The organism is Ruegeria sp. BB7, assembly GCF_056539365.1.
This window is the reverse complement of record NZ_JBQFUV010000006.1, coordinates 134,385-153,527: the sequence shown is the minus strand read 5'-3', so window position 1 is coordinate 153,527 and position 19,143 is coordinate 134,385. Positions and strand designations below refer to the sequence as shown.

The 19,143-nt window shown below is 56.9% G+C and carries 20 protein-coding genes and 1 tRNA gene; 11 read left to right on the top strand and 10 right to left on the bottom strand.

Annotation, left to right across the window (positions count from 1 at the left end; translation table 11 throughout):
* Positions 1–11: 11 nt before the first annotated feature.
* Entirely contained in the window at positions 12–815 is an 804-nt protein-coding gene (locus ACR0D7_RS12185; protein ID WP_480679247.1) for an undecaprenyl-diphosphate phosphatase, read from the top strand.
* On the opposite strand, the gene ACR0D7_RS12180 is transcribed toward ACR0D7_RS12185, so the two are convergent.
* Positions 816–1,799, bottom strand: coding sequence for a complex I NDUFA9 subunit family protein (locus ACR0D7_RS12180; protein WP_480679246.1), 984 nt, complete (start codon positions 1,797–1,799; stop codon positions 816–818).
* Positions 1,800–1,997: 198 nt separating this feature from the next.
* Here ACR0D7_RS12180 and ACR0D7_RS12175 point away from each other — a divergent pair.
* Positions 1,998–2,084 (top strand) — tRNA-Leu (locus ACR0D7_RS12175).
* Positions 2,085–2,208: 124 nt separating this feature from the next.
* On the opposite strand, the gene ACR0D7_RS12170 is transcribed toward ACR0D7_RS12175, so the two are convergent.
* The 4 genes from ACR0D7_RS12170 to ACR0D7_RS12155 all read right to left on the bottom strand — a co-directional run bounded on the left by ACR0D7_RS12170 (position 2,209) and on the right by ACR0D7_RS12155 (position 6,067).
* Entirely contained in the window at positions 2,209–2,661 is a 453-nt protein-coding gene (locus ACR0D7_RS12170; RefSeq protein ID WP_480679245.1) for an SRPBCC family protein, read from the bottom strand.
* A 403-nt stretch (positions 2,662–3,064) separates the two neighbouring features.
* Complete coding sequence (locus ACR0D7_RS12165) at positions 3,065–4,069, bottom strand: ABC transporter substrate-binding protein (RefSeq protein ID WP_480679244.1); 1,005 nt, start codon at positions 4,067–4,069, stop codon at positions 3,065–3,067.
* Entirely contained in the window at positions 4,048–5,409 is a 1,362-nt protein-coding gene (locus ACR0D7_RS12160) for a sensor histidine kinase (protein WP_480679243.1), read from the bottom strand. Before ACR0D7_RS12160 ends, ACR0D7_RS12165 begins: the two co-directional genes overlap by 22 nt.
* Positions 5,399–6,067: a response regulator transcription factor gene (locus ACR0D7_RS12155; RefSeq protein WP_480679242.1), complete on the bottom strand. Its 669-nt coding sequence runs from the start codon at positions 6,065–6,067 to the stop codon at positions 5,399–5,401. The genes ACR0D7_RS12160 and ACR0D7_RS12155 overlap by 11 nt, the downstream gene beginning before the upstream one ends.
* A gap of 108 nt (positions 6,068–6,175) precedes the next feature.
* Here ACR0D7_RS12155 and ACR0D7_RS12150 point away from each other — a divergent pair, with 108 nt between their 5' ends.
* From ACR0D7_RS12150 to ACR0D7_RS12130, 5 genes are all read left to right on the top strand, one after another.
* A complete protein-coding gene (locus tag ACR0D7_RS12150; protein ID WP_170570791.1) occupies positions 6,176–7,153 on the top strand; it encodes a Bug family tripartite tricarboxylate transporter substrate binding protein in 978 nt (325 codons plus the stop codon).
* A 67-nt stretch (positions 7,154–7,220) separates the two neighbouring features.
* The gene (locus ACR0D7_RS12145) at positions 7,221–7,703 is read left to right on the top strand and encodes a tripartite tricarboxylate transporter TctB family protein (RefSeq protein ID WP_480679241.1); all 483 of its coding nucleotides are present in this window, start codon (positions 7,221–7,223) and stop codon (positions 7,701–7,703) included.
* A 1-nt stretch (position 7,704) separates the two neighbouring features.
* Entirely contained in the window at positions 7,705–9,216 is a 1,512-nt protein-coding gene (locus ACR0D7_RS12140; RefSeq protein ID WP_480679240.1) for a tripartite tricarboxylate transporter permease, read from the top strand.
* The gene (locus ACR0D7_RS12135) at positions 9,206–10,393 is read left to right on the top strand and encodes a CaiB/BaiF CoA transferase family protein (RefSeq protein WP_480679239.1); all 1,188 of its coding nucleotides are present in this window, start codon (positions 9,206–9,208) and stop codon (positions 10,391–10,393) included. The genes ACR0D7_RS12140 and ACR0D7_RS12135 overlap by 11 nt, the downstream gene beginning before the upstream one ends.
* A complete protein-coding gene (locus tag ACR0D7_RS12130; protein ID WP_480679238.1) occupies positions 10,390–11,139 on the top strand; it encodes a citryl-CoA lyase in 750 nt (249 codons plus the stop codon). Before ACR0D7_RS12135 ends, ACR0D7_RS12130 begins: the two co-directional genes overlap by 4 nt.
* A gap of 85 nt (positions 11,140–11,224) precedes the next feature.
* On the opposite strand, the gene ACR0D7_RS12125 is transcribed toward ACR0D7_RS12130, so the two are convergent.
* From ACR0D7_RS12125 to ACR0D7_RS12115, 3 genes are read right to left on the bottom strand one after another with little or no spacing between them, the layout of a single operon-like run.
* The gene (locus ACR0D7_RS12125; RefSeq protein WP_480679237.1) at positions 11,225–12,775 is read right to left on the bottom strand and encodes a heme biosynthesis HemY N-terminal domain-containing protein; all 1,551 of its coding nucleotides are present in this window, start codon (positions 12,773–12,775) and stop codon (positions 11,225–11,227) included.
* 10 nt (positions 12,776–12,785) lie between these two features.
* On the bottom strand, positions 12,786–14,054 hold the full coding sequence (locus ACR0D7_RS12120; RefSeq protein ID WP_480679236.1) for a COG4223 family protein: 1,269 nt from the start codon (positions 14,052–14,054) through the stop codon (positions 12,786–12,788).
* Between the two features lie 54 nt (positions 14,055–14,108).
* Positions 14,109–14,834: a uroporphyrinogen-III synthase gene (locus tag ACR0D7_RS12115; RefSeq protein ID WP_480679235.1), complete on the bottom strand. Its 726-nt coding sequence runs from the start codon at positions 14,832–14,834 to the stop codon at positions 14,109–14,111.
* Between the two features lie 85 nt (positions 14,835–14,919).
* Between ACR0D7_RS12115 and tsaD the strand changes: the two genes are divergently transcribed.
* The 4 genes from tsaD to ACR0D7_RS12095 are packed head-to-tail and all read left to right on the top strand — an operon-like array spanning position 14,920 to position 17,669.
* On the top strand, positions 14,920–16,017 hold the full coding sequence (tsaD, locus tag ACR0D7_RS12110; protein WP_480679234.1) for a tRNA (adenosine(37)-N6)-threonylcarbamoyltransferase complex transferase subunit TsaD: 1,098 nt from the start codon (positions 14,920–14,922) through the stop codon (positions 16,015–16,017).
* The gene (locus tag ACR0D7_RS12105; RefSeq protein WP_480679233.1) at positions 16,014–16,976 is read left to right on the top strand and encodes an NAD(P)H-dependent glycerol-3-phosphate dehydrogenase; all 963 of its coding nucleotides are present in this window, start codon (positions 16,014–16,016) and stop codon (positions 16,974–16,976) included. The genes tsaD and ACR0D7_RS12105 overlap by 4 nt, the downstream gene beginning before the upstream one ends.
* 1 nt (position 16,977) lies before the next feature.
* Positions 16,978–17,247 carry a YciI family protein gene (locus tag ACR0D7_RS12100; protein ID WP_480679232.1) on the top strand — a complete coding sequence of 90 codons (270 nt, stop codon included), beginning with the start codon at positions 16,978–16,980 and terminating at the stop codon, positions 17,245–17,247.
* Positions 17,247–17,669, top strand: coding sequence for an EVE domain-containing protein (locus ACR0D7_RS12095; protein ID WP_480679231.1), 423 nt, complete (start codon positions 17,247–17,249; stop codon positions 17,667–17,669). The genes ACR0D7_RS12100 and ACR0D7_RS12095 overlap by 1 nt, the downstream gene beginning before the upstream one ends.
* A 240-nt stretch (positions 17,670–17,909) precedes the next feature.
* On the opposite strand, the gene ACR0D7_RS12090 is transcribed toward ACR0D7_RS12095, so the two are convergent.
* Positions 17,910–18,251, bottom strand: coding sequence for a DUF2853 family protein (locus tag ACR0D7_RS12090; RefSeq protein ID WP_480679230.1), 342 nt, complete (start codon positions 18,249–18,251; stop codon positions 17,910–17,912).
* 138 nt (positions 18,252–18,389) lie between these two features.
* Complete coding sequence (locus tag ACR0D7_RS12085; RefSeq protein WP_480679229.1) at positions 18,390–19,136, bottom strand: extensin-like domain-containing protein; 747 nt, start codon at positions 19,134–19,136, stop codon at positions 18,390–18,392.
* Between the last annotated feature and the right edge of the window lie 7 nt (positions 19,137–19,143).

Here is a 19,143-nt window from a genome sequence, read left to right as displayed (position 1 = left end):
CGGCAGGTCAGATGAGTCTTTTCCAGTTGATTCTCACGGCGATTATTCAGGGTATCACTGAATTTCTGCCGATTTCATCTTCGGGTCACCTGATCCTATTGCCCAGCCTAACGGGTTTGGGCGATCAGGGTTTGGCCATAGATGTTGCCGTGCATGTCGGCACGCTGGGGGCTGTGGTTCTGTACTTTTGGTCCGACGTGAAACAGGCCGCATCCGGTCTGCCGCGCGCCCTGACAGGAAAAGTCGATACCCCACAGGCGCGTTTGGCGATGGGTCTCATCATCTCAACGATTCCTACCGTTATAGTTGGCACCTTCCTGTTCAATAGCGGGCTCAGCCAGTCTCTGCGTTCCATGGCATTAATTGGATGGACCATGCTGGGTTTTGGATTGCTACTCTATTGGATGGACCAGAAAGGACCGCAAACGAAGCAGGCCGGTGACTGGGGTCTGCGCGACGCGATGATCATGGGGCTTTGGCAGGTTCTGGCACTGATCCCCGGCACTTCGCGTTCAGGAATCACCATTACTGGCGCTCGGCAACTGGGTTACAGCCGGGAAGACGGGGCGCGAATTGCAATGCTGATGTCGATCCCGACAATCATCGCCTCGGGTGCTTTGTTGTCCGTGGATGTCATCCGAAAAGCAGATGCCCAATTGGCTAAAGACGGCGCAATTGCCGCCCTTTTTGCTTTTTTCGCAGCCCTGTTGGCGCTGAGCCTCATGATGCGCCTGCTGCGCAGCGTCAGCTTCACGCCGTATGTCATCTATCGCGTGATTCTGGGCGCAATCCTGCTGATAATCGCGTACAGCTGATTAGGTCCGCAGGTTGCTGGCCGACTTCTGAATTTCGTCATACTGCCCAGAGGGGCGAAATTTCCACAGATAGTCTGGCAAAACGGATTCCAGCGTGGCCGGTTCGATCCCCAAATCCTCAAAACCTTTGGCACCTTCAGACACTACATTGTCACGGCGCAGGTTCTTCAGTTGGTCACGCGTCAGAATGTTGTTGGGGAACAGCTGAAAGCTGACGAATTTCGCAATGTCCAGAACACCCGCCATAATCCGCGCGGCCAAGAATGGCATACCCACGATCACGCGGCGGCGATGGATCACCTCCAGCATCTGCTGCATCAGCGCGCGGAAGGTTTTCACCTCAGGCCCGCCCAGCTCATAGATACCCGCCTCGGCCTGCCCCAGAACACCCTGAACGGCAGCCTTGGCCACGTCATCCACATAAACCGGCTGGAATTTGGTTTCAGCGCCGACCAGAGGCAGGAACGGCCCCATACGGGTCATCCCCGCAAAGCGGTTAAAGAACTGGTCTTCGACCCCAAAAATGACCGATGGGCGCAGGATTACCGCGTTCGGCATATGCGCCAGCACTCCGGCTTCACCCTGAGCCTTGGTTCGAGAATATTCGCTGTTTGACTCCGCATCCGCTCCGATGGCTGAAATATGCACCAGCCGCTCAACGCCCTGCTCAGCGGCGATCCGCGCGATCCGTTCGGCCCCTTCGGCCTGCACGGTACCAAATGCATTCTTGCCTAGTTCGTTCAGCACACCCACGCAGTTCACCACCGCGTCGGCCCCGTGCATGACGGACGCAACCGATGCATCGTCTCGGATGTTGCATAGAATAGGTTCAACCTGACCGACAACGCCGTAGGGTTTGACGAACATCGCCTCATTCGGGCGCCGCACCGCGACCCGCACACGCCACCCTTCGTTTGCCATGCGCCGGGCGATATACCGACCGACAAATCCCGATCCACCATAAATCGTGACCAATTTGGACATGAGAGGGCTCCTGCTGATAGGTCTTGATCCGATCTACCGCCCAAAGTCCCGGCAAACAAGACGCAATAACGCCGCGCATCCGGGAAAGAACAGAGACCTCCAAGACGCTTTAGGCGTGGACCAAAAAACTTTCAAAAATCTTTCCGAATCTAGTTGACGCCCCCCGTCAGTAGGCTTAAACGCCCCTCCACGACACCTGCCCAGGTGGCGGAATTGGTAGACGCGCTAGCTTCAGGTGCTAGTGTCCGTATGGACGTGGAGGTTCGAGTCCTCTCCTGGGCACCAAATTTCCTAAATCAATACTATTCCACCAGCTTTGTGTTAAGCAGGCCGATTTCGGCGCAGTTCTTGAACCGCCTCGCGCGACAACGCATCTGCGGTAAGCCAACCAGATCGATATTCCTCCAGGTTAGGACACCGACTGTTCCGATACGATCTCACCGAACCGGGTGAAGAACTTGCCTGACAATTTCTTGGCTGTTCCCGAAATCAAGCGGCTACCCAATTGGGCAATCTTGCCCCCAACCTCGACCTTCGCAGCATAGGCCAGAACCGTCTCATCTCCGTCCTCGGTCAGCGTCACATCTGCGCCACCTTTGGCAAAACCTGCCGCTCCTCCCTTCCCCTCGCCGGACAGTGAAAATCCGCCAGGCGCATTTGTATTGTCCAAAGTCACCTCGCCAGCGAACTTTGCTTTGACCGGACCGATTTTCAGGACAACTTTCGCCTCGAGCGCCTCGGGTGAATTTTGGATCAACTCCTCGCAACCCGGGATGCACTCTTGCAGAATCTCGGGGTTGTTCAGGGCCCGATACACCACGTCCCGCGGTGCCGCGATGCGAATTTCGTCATTGAGTTCCATTCAATTTCCCTTTTTCAATGGCATCTTGGGTAAACAAGAAACGCAGTCTCTGTCGCCTCTTCAACGGTTCGTTCGAGGCGCGCAGCCGGTTAAACACGTTTCCCACCAGACGCCTCCCTCGTCTTGTCGGTGTTTCGCCACAGCACAATCTTCGACAAAATCAACACTGCAATCTTATGTGGGTCAATCGCACAGATATCCAACCCCGCCGTTGATTTGACCTGTCCCACATATACCGAAACCACACCCTAAATGATAAGTTTCGCCGTTAACGTAACAGCCTTTCTGCAGCTAGCCACCATGGAAGCTCGGGTCGCGTTACATAGCACGCCAATTCGCATCGATTGCTTTGGGTGGGCCGCTCGAAAAGGTCGGCCCTCCTTTTCAATAAAGGGCACGACCACTACTGGATTACTGCATCTTCCCATGCGGACAAGAACTTTCTGCGCTTCAGGTCATCTAAAAATGTCAGCAAAGCCGGGTTCAATCCGATGGCCTCTCGATCCGCTGAACTGTCCTCAGACGAAAGCGGCGGCAGCGAAGACTGAATATCCTGCGATGCTGGTTTCTCTGCGATCAGGTAGCGGACGAATTCCCCGGCCGCATCCGGTTCCTGCGTTGCCTGTGAAACCAAAGCTGTCCGCATCATGATGGTTTGAAAATCAGTTGGTAGAATAACCTCTAGGGTATCCTTGCCCTCAGTGCGGACTGCGGCGTAGCTGCCAAGGACATTGTAAGCGACCAAAAGCGTCCCGTCGGCAAGATCGTTGATCATTTCGCCCGAACAACAATACAATAGAACATCCAAACCGCCCATAACCTCCATCAAACGCCAGTATGTTTCGGAAGCACGGGCATCCTGCGTCGCGAAAAGATAACCGAGGCCGGACTCACGGACATCATAGGTTCCTACTTTGCCGCGAAATTCTTCGGGGCGTTCACGCAGTATTTCGATCAACCCTTGGCGTGTCAGCGGAAGTTGCTGACCTTCAAACGCAGTGCGATTGATAACTATGGCTGCAGGTTCCGTCGTAAACGAGAACAAACTTTGGTGCCACTGCGCCCAGGACGGTGTTTGAATATCATCCAAAGGCAATGCAAAGCCATCATTTGCCAGCTTCAGTTGCAGATCCATTGCACTGGAGACAACAACATCGAAAGCGTCGGGCGTGGCGCGAACACGCTCGTTGATATCGGCGGTGCCAGAGACAAGGTATTCGATACTAATAAGGGGGTTTTGGGCGACAAAACCCTCTATCAACGGTGCAAACAAAACCGTATCCGTACTTGAAATAACCCGGAGACGAGGCCCATCGGCACCTTCGTTAAAGATCAGGCGATCTTCCCAATCTTCGGCCAACCCCATGCCGGGCAACACGAGCAGGACTAGAGCGATAAGATAACGCATGCGCCCCCCTTTGGCTGATTTGTCAGAACCAATGTGCCGCCATGTGCGGTCGCCACATCCTCGGCGATGGTCAACCCCAAGCCCGATCCAATCGTTCCAACTGCGTTTTTGCCACGCTCAAACCGTCGCGTCAGTTGACCTATTTCTTCAGGAGGGAAGCCCGGACCCGAGTCGCTTACCTTCACCTCAGGCTTCGCGTTGACCTCTATTTCAACTGCACTATCCGCTGGTGCATATTTCAGCGCATTGTCGATCATGTTGCGCACCGCGTTTTGTATCAGAATTGGATCACCGGAATAGGGAACCGTGGGGTCGCCTGTCAGCGAAAGTGACAGCTCCTTCATTTCCGCAATTGGCGTTAATCGCTGAACCAGCTCGCGGATCAATTCGACCAGATCCACATCTTCGCGTTCAAGGCGATCGGCACGGGACGTGATCATTGCATGATCCAAAAGCTGCCCCGCAGCACGAGAGCTTTCGTCAATGGCGCGAACCATGGCACGCAGGGCCTCGCGGTTATCTTTTCGCTCAACCCGGTGGAGCGTTGCCTCGGCATATGATCTGACGGTTGCGAGCGGCGTTCGCACCCGGTGGGCTGCCTCGGCAATAAAGTCCTCGGACTGGCTGAGCGATTGATCCAAACGGCCCATCAGTGAATTCAAAGACGTCACCAATGGTGCCATTTCCCGAGGGACCGGTTTCTTGAAGGGGCTCAAATCCTGTGGGCCTCGTCGCGTCACCGACGTCGTCAATTTGTTGAGCTGCCCGATGGTCGTCGAGGTAACCCAAAAGGAAAGTGCCGCTGTAAGAAGAAAGAAGCCCAATCCCAATAGGGCGGCATTTCGCGAAATCTGATCCAGCGTTTGTGATAGGGCATCCTGTGTCTGGCCCAGCACGACCTCAATTTCCGTTTGCCTGCCCAAGCCGACCAGCGTGCGGCTGGCGCTGACCTGTCGGATACGTTCCCCGCGCAATTCGCCGGATTTGAAGGACCAATCGCTCTCTTCCACCCCTCCGGCCAAGCGAAGGTCCTCATATCCAGACAGGAACTCTCCATCCTGAAAGATGGCATAAAACACCCGGTCATCCGACGGGGTGCTTAGCATCGAGAACGCCGCATAGGGAATATCCACCTCAAGCACCCCATCCCTGAGCGCGGCAGCATCAAGGATGGATGCGACTGACGCCTCCAGAATGTTGTCCTGACCTTGCTGGGCCACTTGGGCCGCATAGTTTCGAACCGCGAAAAACAGAAGAACTGCAAGAACCGCCGCGCCGCCGATCAATGTCAGCACAAGCCTGTTCCGCAAAGATCCAGAAACGGTCGGATTATCGATCATGATCCAACCTGTATCCCAGACCGCGCAAAGTGGTTATTTTCAGCTCTGACTTTTCAAGGTGCCTGCGCAAGCGGCCGACATACACCTCGATAGCATTGTCCGACACGTTGTCGTCGTAAGAGAACAATCTGTCTGCCAGCTTTTGCTTCGAAAATACGTGACCGGGGGCGTTTATGAACAGCTCCATCAAGCGCAGTTCACGGTTTCGCAAAGATACGGTGTCCCCCCCCACCGTTAAATGACCGGCCACCGGATCAAACACCACGCCGCCCATCTCGATTGTCGATTTCGTGATGCCTGATTTTCGGCGCAGCACAGCGCGGCAGCGCGCCTCAAGCTCGGCGTGGTCGAAAGGTTTGGTCACGTAGTCGTCGGCCCCCAGATCAAGCGAACCGATTCGGTCCGAAACCTGACTACGGGCGGTCAAAACGATCACGGGCGTGTCCAAACGGCCTGCCCGGTGGCGTTTCAGAAAGTCTCGGCCATCCCCATCTGGCAGCATAATATCCAAGAGGATCAGGTCATATTCCTCGGTTTCTACGTAAGCGGTCGCATCATCCAAATTCGCTGCGTGATCAATAACATGGCCATCCAGCCGCATTCGGGAACTGACCGCATTCGCGAGGTCAATATTGTCTTCGACAAGCAGAAATTTCATCAGGCCCTAACAGAATTTTGCCGCGTGACAGGTTGATGTCAGGTTGGTGTGGTTTTGTTTCACCCAGTCTGAGCCGCCATGCGGCTGGATGTCAAACGGGAGGAAAACATGACGACATTCAAACTGGGCCGACGCGCCCTGATCGCAGCTGTGGCCGCAATTGGCCTGACTGGCCCAACTTGGGCCGATCAGGTGGTCGATAGCATTCACTTTCTGATCCCCGGCGGTGCTGGCGGCGGTTGGGACGGCACAGCCCGCGGCACGGGCGAAGCACTGACCAAAGCGGGCCTCGTGGGTACTGCGTCTTACGAAAACATGTCAGGCGGTGGCGGCGGTAAAGCCATCGGTTTCCTGATCGAAAATGCCGACAGTAACCACGGCACACTGATGGTGAATTCGACACCTATCGTGATCCGCTCGCTGACCGGTGTGTTTCCGCATAATTTCCGCGATCTGACACTGGTTTCGGGTACCATCGGTGACTATGCCGCGATTGTCGTAGGCAAGGACAGCCCGATCAACTCGATGGAAGATCTACTGGCCGCGTTTGACGCTGATCCATCGGGCACGGCCATCGGTGGCGGTTCGGTACCGGGCGGCATGGACCATCTGGTTGCAGCCATGGTGATGGAAGCGGCCGGCAAGGATGCATTGGCTGTGAAATACATCCCCTACGACGCGGGTGGCAAAGCCATGGCAGCCCTGCTGTCGGGTGAGATCGCAGCCCTGTCGACCGGCTTCTCGGAAGCTGTCGATCTGGCGAATGCGGGAGAGGTCAAGATCATCGGAGTAACCGCCGATGAACGCGTGGACGCTGCACCCGATGCGATGACCATGAAAGAACAGGGCATCGACACATCCTTCGTGAACTGGCGTGGCTTCTTCGCGGCCCCCGGCCTGCCGGAAGACAAGTTGGTGGCTTACCAAGACGCAATTGCCAAGATGTATGACACGCCGGAATGGGAAGAAGTTCGCGCCCGTAATGGGTGGGTGAACATCCACAACTCGGGTGATGATTTCCAGTCGTTCCTTGAGCAGCAGGAACAACAGATCGGCGATCTGATGAAAAAGCTGGGTTTCCTTTAAAAATAGATTTGGCAGAGCGGTGCGCCGCTCTGCCATCCCTAACGTCAACGAATAAGGAGGGGGTCACATGGCGCTGGATCGCTGGATCGCACTCGTTCTTCTGGGTGTAAGTATAATGTATGGCTACGCCGCCTGGTTCACTATGGATGGTAGTCTTCCACCCTTCATGCAACGGAACCCCATCTGGCCAAGCACCTTCCCCAAAGTGTTGTCTGTGTTGGCTATAATCACGACAACGATCATCCTGCTGGGCTTTGAAAAATCCGAGCCGAAAGAGGCCGATATCGATTATCGACGTCTGGGAGACTATCACTTGGATCAGGCACTGACGCTGTTGGCGCTGATGGTCATATACGCCCTGTGTTTGCGCCCTGTGGGGTTCCTGATATCAACCTCTGCCTTCCTGATCCTCGGATCCTTCATTCTGGGTGAGCGCAGGTGGCACATCATGCTGCCCGTAGCGTTCATCGCAACAGGCACCGTCTGGTATCTGGTTCAGGAAGTTCTTGGCATCTACATGCGCCCCCTGCCGGGCATTTTCGGAGGCTGACATGCTTGAAGGACTTCTGATCGGCCTGCAAACGGCATTCTCAATCCAAAACCTTCTGATGGTCGTCGCAGGATGTCTGATCGGCACGTTTATCGGCATGCTACCGGGCCTTGGGCCGATGTCGATCATTGCCATCATGATCCCGGTCGCCATCTCGATGGGCGACCCATCGGCGGCACTGATCCTGTTGGCCGGTGTCTACTATGGTGCAATCTTTGGCGGCTCGACGTCATCGATCTTGCTGAACGCGCCGGGGGTCGCGGGCACAGTCGCCTCAAGTTTCGACGGCTACCCAATGGCGCGGCAAGGCAAAGCCGGCAAAGCGCTGACAATCGCTGCGATTGCCAGTTTCGCTGGCGGTACGCTGGGCGCTGTGCTGCTGATGGTGTTTGCCCCTGCCCTGTCTTCGGTCGCACTGTTGTTCCATTCGGCCGAGTATTTCGCTCTGATGGTGGTGGGACTTTCAGCCATCGCCGCGTTTGCGGGAAGCGGACAGGTTGCCAAAGCCATCATCATGACGGTCCTTGGGCTGATCATGGCAACCGTTGGCGAAGGCGCACTGTTCAACCTGCCTCGTTTCACGATGGGGATTATGGACCTGCAATCGGGCTTTGGATTTATCACGCTGGCTATGGCCATGTTTGCCCTACCCGAAGCACTGTTTCTGGTTCTCAAGCCAAAGGACCTGAAGGGCGACGAGGGTGAAATCAAAGATCTACGTATCACCAAGGATGAAGCCAAAGCCATCGCTCCGGTGATCGGACGGCAATCGGTGCAGGGATTCTTTATCGGGGTTCTGCCAGGCGCCGGTGCTACGATTGCCAGCTTCCTCGGCTATGCGGTCGAGCGCAACATAGCCCCGAAAGAGGAACAGGAGGAATTCGGTAAAGGGTCGATCAAGGGTCTGGCGGCACCTGAATCAGCAAACAACGCAGCCTGTACCGGATCATTCGTTCCGCTGCTGACCTTGGGTATTCCCGGGTCGGGCACAACGGCGATCCTACTGGGGGCGTTGATTGCCTTGAACGTGACGCCGGGCCCGCGCCTGATGCTGGACGAACCTCAGATCTTCTGGGCCGTGATCATGTCGATGTTCATCGGCAACCTTGTCCTTCTGATCCTGAACCTGCCGCTGATCCCCTACATCGCCAAGGTGCTGGCAGTTCCGCGCAACTACCTGATCCCGTTCATTTTGTTCTTCACTTTGATGGGGGCTTATATCGGGCAGAACAATGCGACAGAATTGCTGATCCTCGTTGGTTTCGGCGTGTGCGCGACAGCGTTGAAGTTTGCCGACTATCCACTGGCCCCGCTGCTGATCGGGTTCATTCTTGGTGGGATGATGGAGGACAACTTTGCGCGGTCGATGCAGCTCTATGACGGCATCGCGTTCATCTGGGAACGTCCCATGACGCTGGGCCTATTGGTGATTGCGGCCCTGTTGGTGTTACTGCCCAGCTATCGGGCACGTCGGGCGCGGGCGCGGGCAGCCGGGGTCGCAGATGGCGACTGAGCCCCTTGCGGGAATACGGGTTCTGGACCTGACAAACGTTCTGGCAGGCCCGTATTGCTGCTATCAACTTGCACTGATGGGAGCCGAAGTGATCAAGGTCGAACGCCCAGAGGGCGGCGACCTTGCTCGCGTTTTGGGAGCTGACCCCGAGCGCAACAAGGCCGGAATGGGTATCAGCTTTCTCGCCCAAAACGCGGACAAAAAGTCTGTCACTCTGGATATGAAATCTGCAAAAGGCAAAGAGCTGCTGAAACGGTTGGTGCAAACCGCGGATGTTTTGGTTGAGAACTTCCGACCTGGCGTCATGGATCGTCTCGGGTTGGGCTATGAAACCTTGCGCACTGAAAACGCCAATCTGATCTACTGCGCCATCAGCGGTTTTGGTCAGGACGGGCCGCGCCGAAAAGACCCGGCCTATGATCAGATCGTTCAGGGCCTCAGCGGTGTCATGTCGATCACAGGCGCGCCTGATACAGCCCCATATCGCGTTGGCTACCCGTTGGCTGACACTGTCGGAGGCCTAACGGCGTCTTTCGCCATCAGCGCGGCCCTGAACGCCAACCCTCGCGGCGCGTTTTTGGACATCGCCATGTCCGAAACGGTGATTTCGACAATGGGCTGGGTGGTTTCGAACTATCTGATCGGCGGTGTCACACCGGGTGCACATGGCAACGAAAACACAACTTCCGCGCCATCAGGTACATTTGCCACCGCAGATAACCCGATCAACATTGCCGCAAACCGCGATGAACAATGGCAGGCACTCGCCCTACATCTCGGTCGAGAGGATTTGCTGCAAAACCCCGACTATGCGACGCGCGAGGATCGCAAACGGAACCGCCATTCTCTGCGAAAAGATCTGGAAGAGACTTTGCGCACGCGTTCGGCCAATGAATGGGTCAACGAACTGAATGCGTTGGGCGTTCCGACCGGGCATGTCTTGACTGTGCCCGAAGCCCTATCGGACGACCAGCTCGCTGGCCGTGGATTGATTGGGTGCCTGTCCGTGCACGGTGAAGAATTGAATTTGGCTGGCAGCCCCGTCGTGATGGACGGACAGCGCAGGATGCCTCAATACCCTCCGCCCGATCTTGGCGCAGACAACTCTGTGATCTGGTCGGAACTTGGCTTGTCCAGTGCAGAGATCGGCGCATTGAAGAAGGAGGGTGTGATATGAACGATGTCGCCGACTGGTGGAAAACAGCCATCATCGACATGGAACCAGGGCGCATAGACCTTCGCGGAGAGCCAATACAGGACCTCATTGGTAATCTCGGCTTTGCCGAAATGATCTGGTTCATGGTGCGTGGTGACAGGCCATCACCTGCACAATTGCAGTTGTTTGAGGCTGCGCTGGTCGCCGCCGTGGATCATGGACCGCAAGCGCCGTCAATTGCGACGGCCCGTATGGCGGTGACGTGTGGATTGCCTCTGAACAACGCCATGGCCAGTGCCGTGAATATGCTGGGTGACATCCATGGCGGCGCAGGTGAGCAAGCCGTCACGCTCTACCATTTCGTCAATTCGCACCCTTCAAGTGTTGGCGTGGCGGTGGACGACTGGGTTGGTTTGAACGGAAAAATTCTGCCAGGGTTTGGTCATCGGTTTCACACGCCAACGGACCCCCGCGCACCACGCTTAATGAGCTTGGTCGACGAAGCGGTGGCACACAACGCGTGTGATGGCCATTTCAGAGCTATCGCGAGTAAGATTGAGGCAGAATTGGCATTCCGCAAGGGTAAGCCGGTTCCAATGAACATCGACGGAGCCACAGCAGTTATTTATGCCGAACTCGGCTTTGCTCCGCCCCTTGCACGGGGCTTGTTTTGCTTGTCACGGTCGGTTGGCATTCTCGCGCACGCTTGGGAACAAACGCAGCAAGGCGGTCGAAACAAAGGCCCGACGCCGCCCAAGTATCGCTGACCTATTTGAATGCTGAGAAGCAGCACAATAACGGCCAATAAAACAACTTGATCAGGTTGATTGACCTACCAACCTGATCAAACGGTCAGGCCTGTTTTTCGACTACCGGCTCGACATCGGGGCGAACGGGTTCAATGTCCGGTTGGACAGGTTCGACGTCAGGACGAACAGGTTCGGCCTCCATCTCGATAATCTCAGGCTCAACCTTTTCCTCGGGCTCTTCCACTTCTGGCTCAGGCTCGGGTTCTGCCTTATCCTCCAGCGCGCCGACGATCAGCGGCAGCATGTGCACGCCGGTTGCAGTCGCAATCTCGGGTGTTTGCGGGGTCTGCCAGCTGAGCGTATCGAAACTGCCGCAGTTCTGACAGACCGGGCCCCATTCGGGTTGGATGTCGTGACAGTTGTCGCACACCCATTGCGGACCGCGCGGTGCATTCAGCGCCTTGGCCAACCAGCCCTGAACAACAGCGTCAGAAGCACCCTCGCCCCGTTCGATCGCGGCCATCAGTGTATAGGCCCGTGCGTCAGCCTGCTTTTCCACCACATCGCCCAGCGCGCGGCGAGCTTCGGGGAAATCTTCAGCCACGATGTTCAGTTCGGCCAGGATCAGACGGGTTTCGGGATTTTCCGGGTGAATACGCGTCAACCCCGTGAATCGGGTAACCCGTTCAGCCGGTGTTTCATTTGGCGCGATTTCGGCAAAGGCATGGGCCAGATCGGGATGCGGCTGCACCTCCCACGCCTTTTTCAGGATCTTGGTCGCAGCGCGCGGCTTGCCCTTTTCGATATAGGCTCGCGCGGCCATCGCAGCGGCAGGTACCAGATCGGGCGACAGGCGGTTGGCCTCGATCGCGTGTTCACGTTGTTCGACCGTGGCGCTATCATCCAGAATGTCCTTGGCCTCGGACAGGGCCAGCACCGCATCGCGGCGCTTGAACACGTCACGTGGCAGGTGGCCAGCTTTCAGCTTGGCCGTCAGGGTCGAACGCGCGCCAGTCCAATCCTGTGATTTGGTCTGCAGACCCAACAGAATATCCTGTGTCTCGGCATGGCGCGGTTTGATCGCCAGCGCCTTTTCGGCCAACTTGCGGGCGGTGTCGTCGTCACCCTCGGACAGTTTCTGTTTCATGATTCCGCGCACACCGACAAATCGAGTGGCGTTGTTGGTGACCAGTTTTTTGTAGGTTTCCGAAGCTTTCTTGGTATCACCATTCATCTCGGCAGCTTGCGCCACCAACAGATTGGTCAGTTCCGGCTTGTTCAGCAGCTTCTCGGCCTTGGTGGCCTTGGACATGGCCACGCGCCCTTCGCCCGAAGCCAACGCCATCAGACCATCGGCCAGCGCCTGATACCCACGTTTTTCCCGGCTGCGGTCGAAATAACGCGACAGAGCGGTTTCGTCACCGTTGAGGAATTTCAACGTGGCAATCAACAGGGTCAGTAATTTGAAGAACAGCCAGATCAAAGCCACAAGGATACCCAGCGCAATAACCGATTGTAGCGGACCAAGCGTGTATTCAACACCTCCGGCGGTGATCTGCACACCGCCGCTGGTTTCCATCAAGAACATGGCGCCCATGGCCAGCAGGCCAATAATCGCTACAAAAACGAGGATCTTTAACAATGACCACAGCATGGCAGGTCCTTCAGTTCGAGTTTACGCTGGATTGCAGCGCATTTGCGGCATCCACGGCAGCCACCCGTGTCTGGGCCGCCTGTTCCCAATCGGCCAATGCAGCCTGTGCCGCATCAGGTAGAGATTTAACTTCTGCCAGCGCTGCCGAAACATCGCCTTTGGACAGAGCTGCCTGCGCCCGTGACAGGATCGCGTCGGCGCCGTCACCCTCTTGCGGGGTCACAGACCGAGCTCCGGTCTGACGTTGCAGGAAGGCGACAAGGCCGGTGCCCTTGTCCGCGTCACGCGCATCAGCCAAAGCGGCGCGGGCTGCGGGCGGGAAAGCATCTCTCAGTGCGGCCAATGTTGTGACACCTTCGCTTGCTGGGGCTGAAAGGGCCTCAGGCACGCTCAGGCCACCTGCTGCCAGTTCGGTGATCAGATCCCCATAAGGCTGGCCTGCATCCAATTGCCCGTGGATCTGAGACAGGACGGCAGCATTGGTTGCCGCCTTTGCATCGGCGGCGGCTTTGGCTTCAAGCGCCTGCGCATCTGAGACCATTTTCTCAACCTCAGCCCGCTGTGCAGCCAAAGAGTCTTGCAGTTTCTTTAACTCGGCTTCAAACGCAGCGGTCGTATCAGGTGAGGCACCCTGCGTCACTGCGCTGTTTTCCAACTCATTCAGGCGACTGGTTAGTGGATCGACCTTACCCATCAGTTCCTCGAGGCCGGATTTCAGCGCTTCAATATCCGCGCTGAGCGGTGTGACCTGATCGGTCAGAGCAGCGATTTTGCCGTCTACATCCGAACTGCCGGGCAAGGATTTTGTCAGGTCCTCAATCTGCCCAGCTTGGGTACGAATGTTCGCCCTCAATTCGGCAATCGCATCAGGCTGATCGGAATTGAACAGTCCAGCGGTACCTGCCGCAAACCCGATCGCCGCCGCAACCACACCTCCGACCAAGGCGGGGATGAAGCCGCCACGCTTCTCATCCTCATGCGCAACAGGATCATCATAAGTCGCCGCTAGTGCGGCTTCGGCTTCGGCTTCGGCTTCGGCTTCGGCTTCGGCTTCGGCTTCGGCTTCGGCTTCGGCTTCGGCTTCGGAAAGAAGCTCCTCAGCCGGATCGGCCGCGTCAATACCGGTCTCTTTGGGCTCGGTCAGCTCGCCCTCCGCCGGTTCACCCTTTGGATCAGGCAGTTCAACAGGTGCCTCTTCCAAGGTTACTGCAGGATCCTTCAGGTCGTCCGACTTGGGGTCTTCCACCGGCTTTTGATCGGATTTCTTCTTACCAGCCACCGCAACATTCCCCTTATCGAATCCAAAATACCATGAATAACAGACCACTCTAAGTTAATCGGTGGTCTCGTCACCCTCAACCCGCATCGCATGTTTCACAAATTTTTTAACGGCTTTCAGCATTTTCTTTGGGGTCGGCTCCTTGGCGATCTGCAAACGCACATAGTCCAAGGAATAAAGGGAATCGGCCGTTGCTTCGCTAATTGCCACCAACCACAACGGCGCTGTCCCGCCCCAAACTTCGGCAAAATGTCGCGCCGTCCTCGGGGAAAACAGGGGCGCAACAACGGCTGCTTTGCCCCTGGAGGCTGCGACAGCTTCGGGTGTTAGTGGTAACAAATGCTGTTGGTAGACGGCCTGTTCACGCACAGTCAGCCCCGACTCGGTCAAGCGGGCAGCCACATTTCCCCGGCTGTGCTCTCCGCGCAGATGCAACAGAGGGCTGTCGGGTCGATGTTTGATCAAATAAGCCACAAGTTCCTCGGCAGTTGCACCGACCATCTGTGCATTCCAGCCAGCACCTTTGGCGGTACCGGTGGTCGCCGGACCAACACAAAAGGCAGGAATATCCCGCGACAAACCCTTTGAAATAGCTGCATTCACACCATTTGCCGACGTGAAGATCAGCCCCCTTACCCCGTCAGTATCCACACTAATTGGCAAGGGCTTGATTTCAAGGATCGGGGAATAAATGACTTTAACCCGGGATCTGGTGCGGGTTGAAAGCTGCGCGACGAACCGTTCAGAGGCCGCGCGCGGGCGGGTCATCAGCAAATACAACTGTCGGCGTCCTCGGCCTTGGGATTGTTTGCATCCGCGCAGGGTGATACCCCGCTTGGCAGTCATGATGTAACGGATCAGGCCAATGGTGCAAACACTTACCGTTCTCGGGTTGGAAAGTAGCTGTGATGACACAGCGGCCGCCGTCGTGCGCCAAACCGATGGCACGAGGGCTGAAGTTTTGTCGTCAGTCGTGCATGGCCAAACTGAATTGCACAGCGCTTTCGGCGGCGTTGTCCCCGAGATCGCCGCACGGGCACATGCAGAGAAACTGGATACATGCGTGGTTCAAGCGCTGGAGGCCACAGGTCTGACCCTGTCCAATATGGACGCAATTGCCGTAACTGCCGGGCCGGGATTAATTGGCGGCGTCATGTCCGGCGTCATGTGCGCCAAAGGGTTAAGTGCCGCAACCGGGATACCGTTGATCGGAGTGAACCACCTGGCTGGGCATGCCCTGACACCCCGCCTGACCGATGGCATTGGGTTCCCTTACCTGATGCTGCTGGTCTCGGGCGGGCATTGCCAATATCTGATCGCCCACGGACCTGAAAAATTTACCCGCCTCGGCGGCACCATCGACGACGCGCCGGGCGAGGCTTTCGACAAAACCGCACGGCTGCTGGGCCTGCCGCAACCCGGTGGCCCCTCGGTCGAGGCCGAGGCGCGGTCGGGCGATCCCAAACGGTTCCGCTTTCCACGCCCGCTGCTGGACCGGCCCGGATGTGACCTGTCCTTCTCCGGGCTCAAAACCGCGCTGATGCGGATGCGGGATCAGATCGTTGCCGAAAAGGGCGGGCTGACCCGTCAGGACCGCGCCGATCTGTGTGCAGGATTTCAACAGGCCATCGTGGACACACTGGCCGAAAAAACGCGCAGGGCTATCGACCGATATTTAGAAGAAAATCCCTCGGACCCGGTGATTGCGGTCGCTGGTGGCGTGGCCGCAAATTCGGCTATTCGCGCTGCGTTAGAGACTGTTTGCACCGAAAAAGGTGCAAGGTTCACCGCTCCGCCGCTAAACTTGTGCACCGACAACGCCGCGATGATCGCCTATGCCGGACTAGAGAGGTTTCGCACAGGGGCGCGGGATGGTCTGGACCTGACCGCCCGGCCCCGCTGGCCGCTGGATCAAACCAGCCCGACTATGCTGGGCAGCGGTAAGAAAGGGGCCAAGGCATGAGCGTTTCGGTTCTCGGATCAGGTGCGTTTGGCACGGCGCTGGCGATTTCACTGGCCGGAAACGGGCCGATTACATTGTGGTCGCGCAGTGGCGAGCAGGCTCAAAACATGCAAGACAGCCGCGAAAACACTGCGCGCCTACCGGATGTGACCTTACCGGACGGGATTGCGGCAACTGCGGACATTCAGGATGCTGTAACCGCCGATGTGCTGCTGCTGGCCGTACCAATGCAGAAACTGCGTTCGGCCCTGACCGAACATGCGTCGGTTCTGGCCGGGAAAACGCTGGTGGCCTGCTGCAAGGGGATTGAGCTGTCCTCGGGCCTGGGACCGCTTTCGGTGATCCGCCAGACAATCCCGGATGCGCGCCCGGCCCTTCTGACCGGACCCAGCTTTGCTGATGACATTGCGCGGGGCCTGCCCACAGCGCTGACCCTAGCCTGCGCAGACGCCGATCTGAGCAAAACCCTGCAGTCCGAGCTGACCACGGCCAACCTGCGCCTTTATCGCACGACGGATGTGATCGGCGCGGAGCTGGGCGGTGCATTGAAGAATGTCATGGCCATCGGCTGCGGGGCTGCCATCGGTGCAGGGCTGGGCGACAGTGCCCGTGCTGCCCTGATGACCCGCGGCTTTGCCGAGATGCAACGCTTTGCATTGATGCGCGGCGCTCGACCTGACACCTTGATGGGGCTTTCAGGGTTGGGTGATCTGGTGCTGACGTGTTCTTCTGAATTGTCCCGAAACTACCGTTTTGGCCTTTGTTTGGGTCAAAATCGCCCGTTTGATTCCCATACCACCGTCGAAGGTGTCGCCACCGCCCGCGCCATGGCCGAGATCGCCGCAGCCGAGGGGCTGGACATGCCCATCAGCGCCGCAGTGGCCGACCTGAGCCACGGCACCTATAGTGTGGCCCAAGCCATTCAAACCCTGCTCAACCGACCCCTCAAGGAGGAATAATATGCTGATAGCCCTGATCGCCAAGGACAAGGACGGCGCCCTGCAAACCCGCAAGGACAACCGCGCCGACCATTTGGCCTATATCGAGGAAACCGGAGTTGTCTCACAGGCCGGTCCGCTGATGAATGGCGATGACATGATCGGCTCTCTTGTCATTCTGGATGTCGAGGATATGGCTGCCGCACAACGCTGGGCGGACAATGATCCTTATGCCAAGGCAGGGCTGTTCCAATCGGTTGAGCTGATCCACTGGAAAAAGGTCATCGGCTGATGGCGTATTGGCTGTTCAAATCCGAACCCTCGACCTGGAGCTGGGACCAGCAGGTCGCCAAAGGAGACACAGGTGAGGAATGGGACGGCGTGCGAAATTATCAGGCGCGAAATTTCATGCGTCAGATGCAAAACGGCGATCGCGGGTTTTTTTACCATTCGCAAAAAGACAAGGCGATCGTCGGCATTGTTGAGGTTTGCGCCGAGGCCCATCCAGACAGCAGCACCGATGACGAACGCTGGGAATGCGTGGATATCAAAGCGGTGCGGCCATTTTCAACGCATGTCACGCTGGACCAGATTAAGGCGGACGAACGTCTGGCTGAGATGGTGTTGGTAAAAAACTCTCGCCTGTCGGTACAGCCGGTAAGCGAAGCGGAATGGCAGGAAATCTGCGATTTAGGTCAGACACAGGCAGACTGACCATATCCGACAGATAATCCAAAAAAGGGAAGGCCCTGACGGATGCAGAACCTTCCCTACCCCCGCGTGCTCCCTACTCACCACACGCGTATGGAAATCTCTGGTTCTGACCGTCCTAGTCATACTTGGACCATAGCCGGGTTTCGTCAGGCGTTTCAAATACCAAGTCTTTAAAATAAGGATCAAATACAAAACGCCCGCCGATGGGGAGGCGGGCGTTTCATCGGAAAAACGTGTGGCTTAGGCGTAGACGGCCTCTTTGCCGAAATGCTTGGTCAGCATGTAATAGACCACGGCACGGTACTTGTTGCGCTCGGACATGCCATAGGTTTCCAGAACCGAGTTGATCGCTTCCATAAGCTCGGGGCCATCCGCCAGACCCAGTTTCTTGATCAGGAAATTGTTTTTGACCGTCTCAAGTTCACCGTCCTGCGTGGCCGCTACGGTCGACGCGTCGGCGTCATAGATCGCCGGACCACAACCGATGGTGACCTTGGTTAGCAGGTCCATATCGGGGTCCATCCCGCATTTGTTTTTCAGATCATCAGCGTATTTGGCAATCATCTCGTCGCGTTTTCCCATACCCCAGTCTCCTTAATCCGTTTCTGTGTCACTGTTTAGCTATGCCGGAAAGACTAGCCTCCTCTCCCTGCTCGCATAAGGAAAAAAAACTGCAAATTCTCCCCCTTAGCTAAAGTTCTGTGCAAATGGACGAGTGGGTCAGCGACAATAACCCCAGCCGGGACCCTGCAGGTGGAAATGGTCAGCATGTAAACGGTTGAAATCAGGCCCAAGAACCACGCGGAACCAATCACAGGCCCCGCGCCAGATATGACGCAGAAATAGGGCTTTTGACCCTGTCCCCTGCCAATCCTCCAGCAAGGTCAGATTACGACCATCTGTCAACTCTACACCAATGATGTCGATCGAGTCTGCGCGGGCATGACTGCTCCACCCGCTGTTTTCACCCTGCGCGGTCCGCATCCGACGACAGTTGTAACTGCCGATATGGCGCAATTTGGCCACGCCTGAACCAAACGCATCCCGCGCAGCGGGTTGCACCACGTGATGCTCCCACATGGCCAGCCGCAAAGTTGTGGTGCAGCTGGTTTCAACCGGATCGACCTCAGCAATCGTCAAACCCGACAACAAGCCTCGCCCGACAATGCCACAGTTCGGATCAATGGTCAGATCCTCCATGGCGTCAAAGGTCACGCCGGCATCTGACAATGTTCCACGGCACAGCGCCTCATCCCCCAAGGCACGGGTCAGCTGATACGACGTGACCGGTGTGACCGGCGCGGTCACGGACAGGTCACGCAGAGGGTTCCAGTGGTCGGGCAGCGGTGATTTGGGATGCGACAGCAGCACATATCCGGCCGACCCAACAAGAAATAGAAATACGATGATAGAAAAGAAAGACGCCGCCAGATACAAGATCCGGCGGCGTCCTGAACGTTTGGTCATACCCGAT

Bases quoted from the DNA above. Each gene is read 5' to 3' on its own strand.
- ACR0D7_RS12180 (WP_480679246.1), bottom strand. From the start codon at position 1,799: ATGTCCAAATTGGTCACGATTTATGGTGGATCGGGATTTGTCGGTCGG.
- ACR0D7_RS12095 (WP_480679231.1), top strand. From the start codon at position 17,247: ATGGCGTATTGGCTGTTCAAATCCGAACCCTCGACCTGGAGCTGGGAC.
- ACR0D7_RS12145 (WP_480679241.1), top strand. From the start codon at position 7,221: ATGGCGCTGGATCGCTGGATCGCACTCGTTCTTCTGGGTGTAAGTATA.
- ACR0D7_RS12085 (WP_480679229.1), bottom strand. From the start codon at position 19,136: ATGACCAAACGTTCAGGACGCCGCCGGATCTTGTATCTGGCGGCGTCT.
- ACR0D7_RS12125 (WP_480679237.1), bottom strand. From the start codon at position 12,775: ATGCTGTGGTCATTGTTAAAGATCCTCGTTTTTGTAGCGATTATTGGC.
- ACR0D7_RS12155 (WP_480679242.1), bottom strand. From the start codon at position 6,067: ATGAAATTTCTGCTTGTCGAAGACAATATTGACCTCGCGAATGCGGTC.
- ACR0D7_RS12130 (WP_480679238.1), top strand. From the start codon at position 10,390: ATGAACGATGTCGCCGACTGGTGGAAAACAGCCATCATCGACATGGAA.
- tsaD (WP_480679234.1), top strand. From the start codon at position 14,920: ATGGTGCAAACACTTACCGTTCTCGGGTTGGAAAGTAGCTGTGATGAC.
- ACR0D7_RS12100 (WP_480679232.1), top strand. From the start codon at position 16,978: ATGCTGATAGCCCTGATCGCCAAGGACAAGGACGGCGCCCTGCAAACC.
- ACR0D7_RS12150 (WP_170570791.1), top strand. From the start codon at position 6,176: ATGACGACATTCAAACTGGGCCGACGCGCCCTGATCGCAGCTGTGGCC.
- ACR0D7_RS12160 (WP_480679243.1), bottom strand. From the start codon at position 5,409: ATGATCGATAATCCGACCGTTTCTGGATCTTTGCGGAACAGGCTTGTG.
- ACR0D7_RS12185 (WP_480679247.1), top strand. From the start codon at position 12: ATGAGTCTTTTCCAGTTGATTCTCACGGCGATTATTCAGGGTATCACT.
- ACR0D7_RS12140 (WP_480679240.1), top strand. From the start codon at position 7,705: ATGCTTGAAGGACTTCTGATCGGCCTGCAAACGGCATTCTCAATCCAA.
- ACR0D7_RS12135 (WP_480679239.1), top strand. From the start codon at position 9,206: ATGGCGACTGAGCCCCTTGCGGGAATACGGGTTCTGGACCTGACAAAC.
- ACR0D7_RS12170 (WP_480679245.1), bottom strand. From the start codon at position 2,661: ATGGAACTCAATGACGAAATTCGCATCGCGGCACCGCGGGACGTGGTG.
- ACR0D7_RS12165 (WP_480679244.1), bottom strand. From the start codon at position 4,069: ATGCGTTATCTTATCGCTCTAGTCCTGCTCGTGTTGCCCGGCATGGGG.
- ACR0D7_RS12090 (WP_480679230.1), bottom strand. From the start codon at position 18,251: ATGGGAAAACGCGACGAGATGATTGCCAAATACGCTGATGATCTGAAA.
- ACR0D7_RS12105 (WP_480679233.1), top strand. From the start codon at position 16,014: ATGAGCGTTTCGGTTCTCGGATCAGGTGCGTTTGGCACGGCGCTGGCG.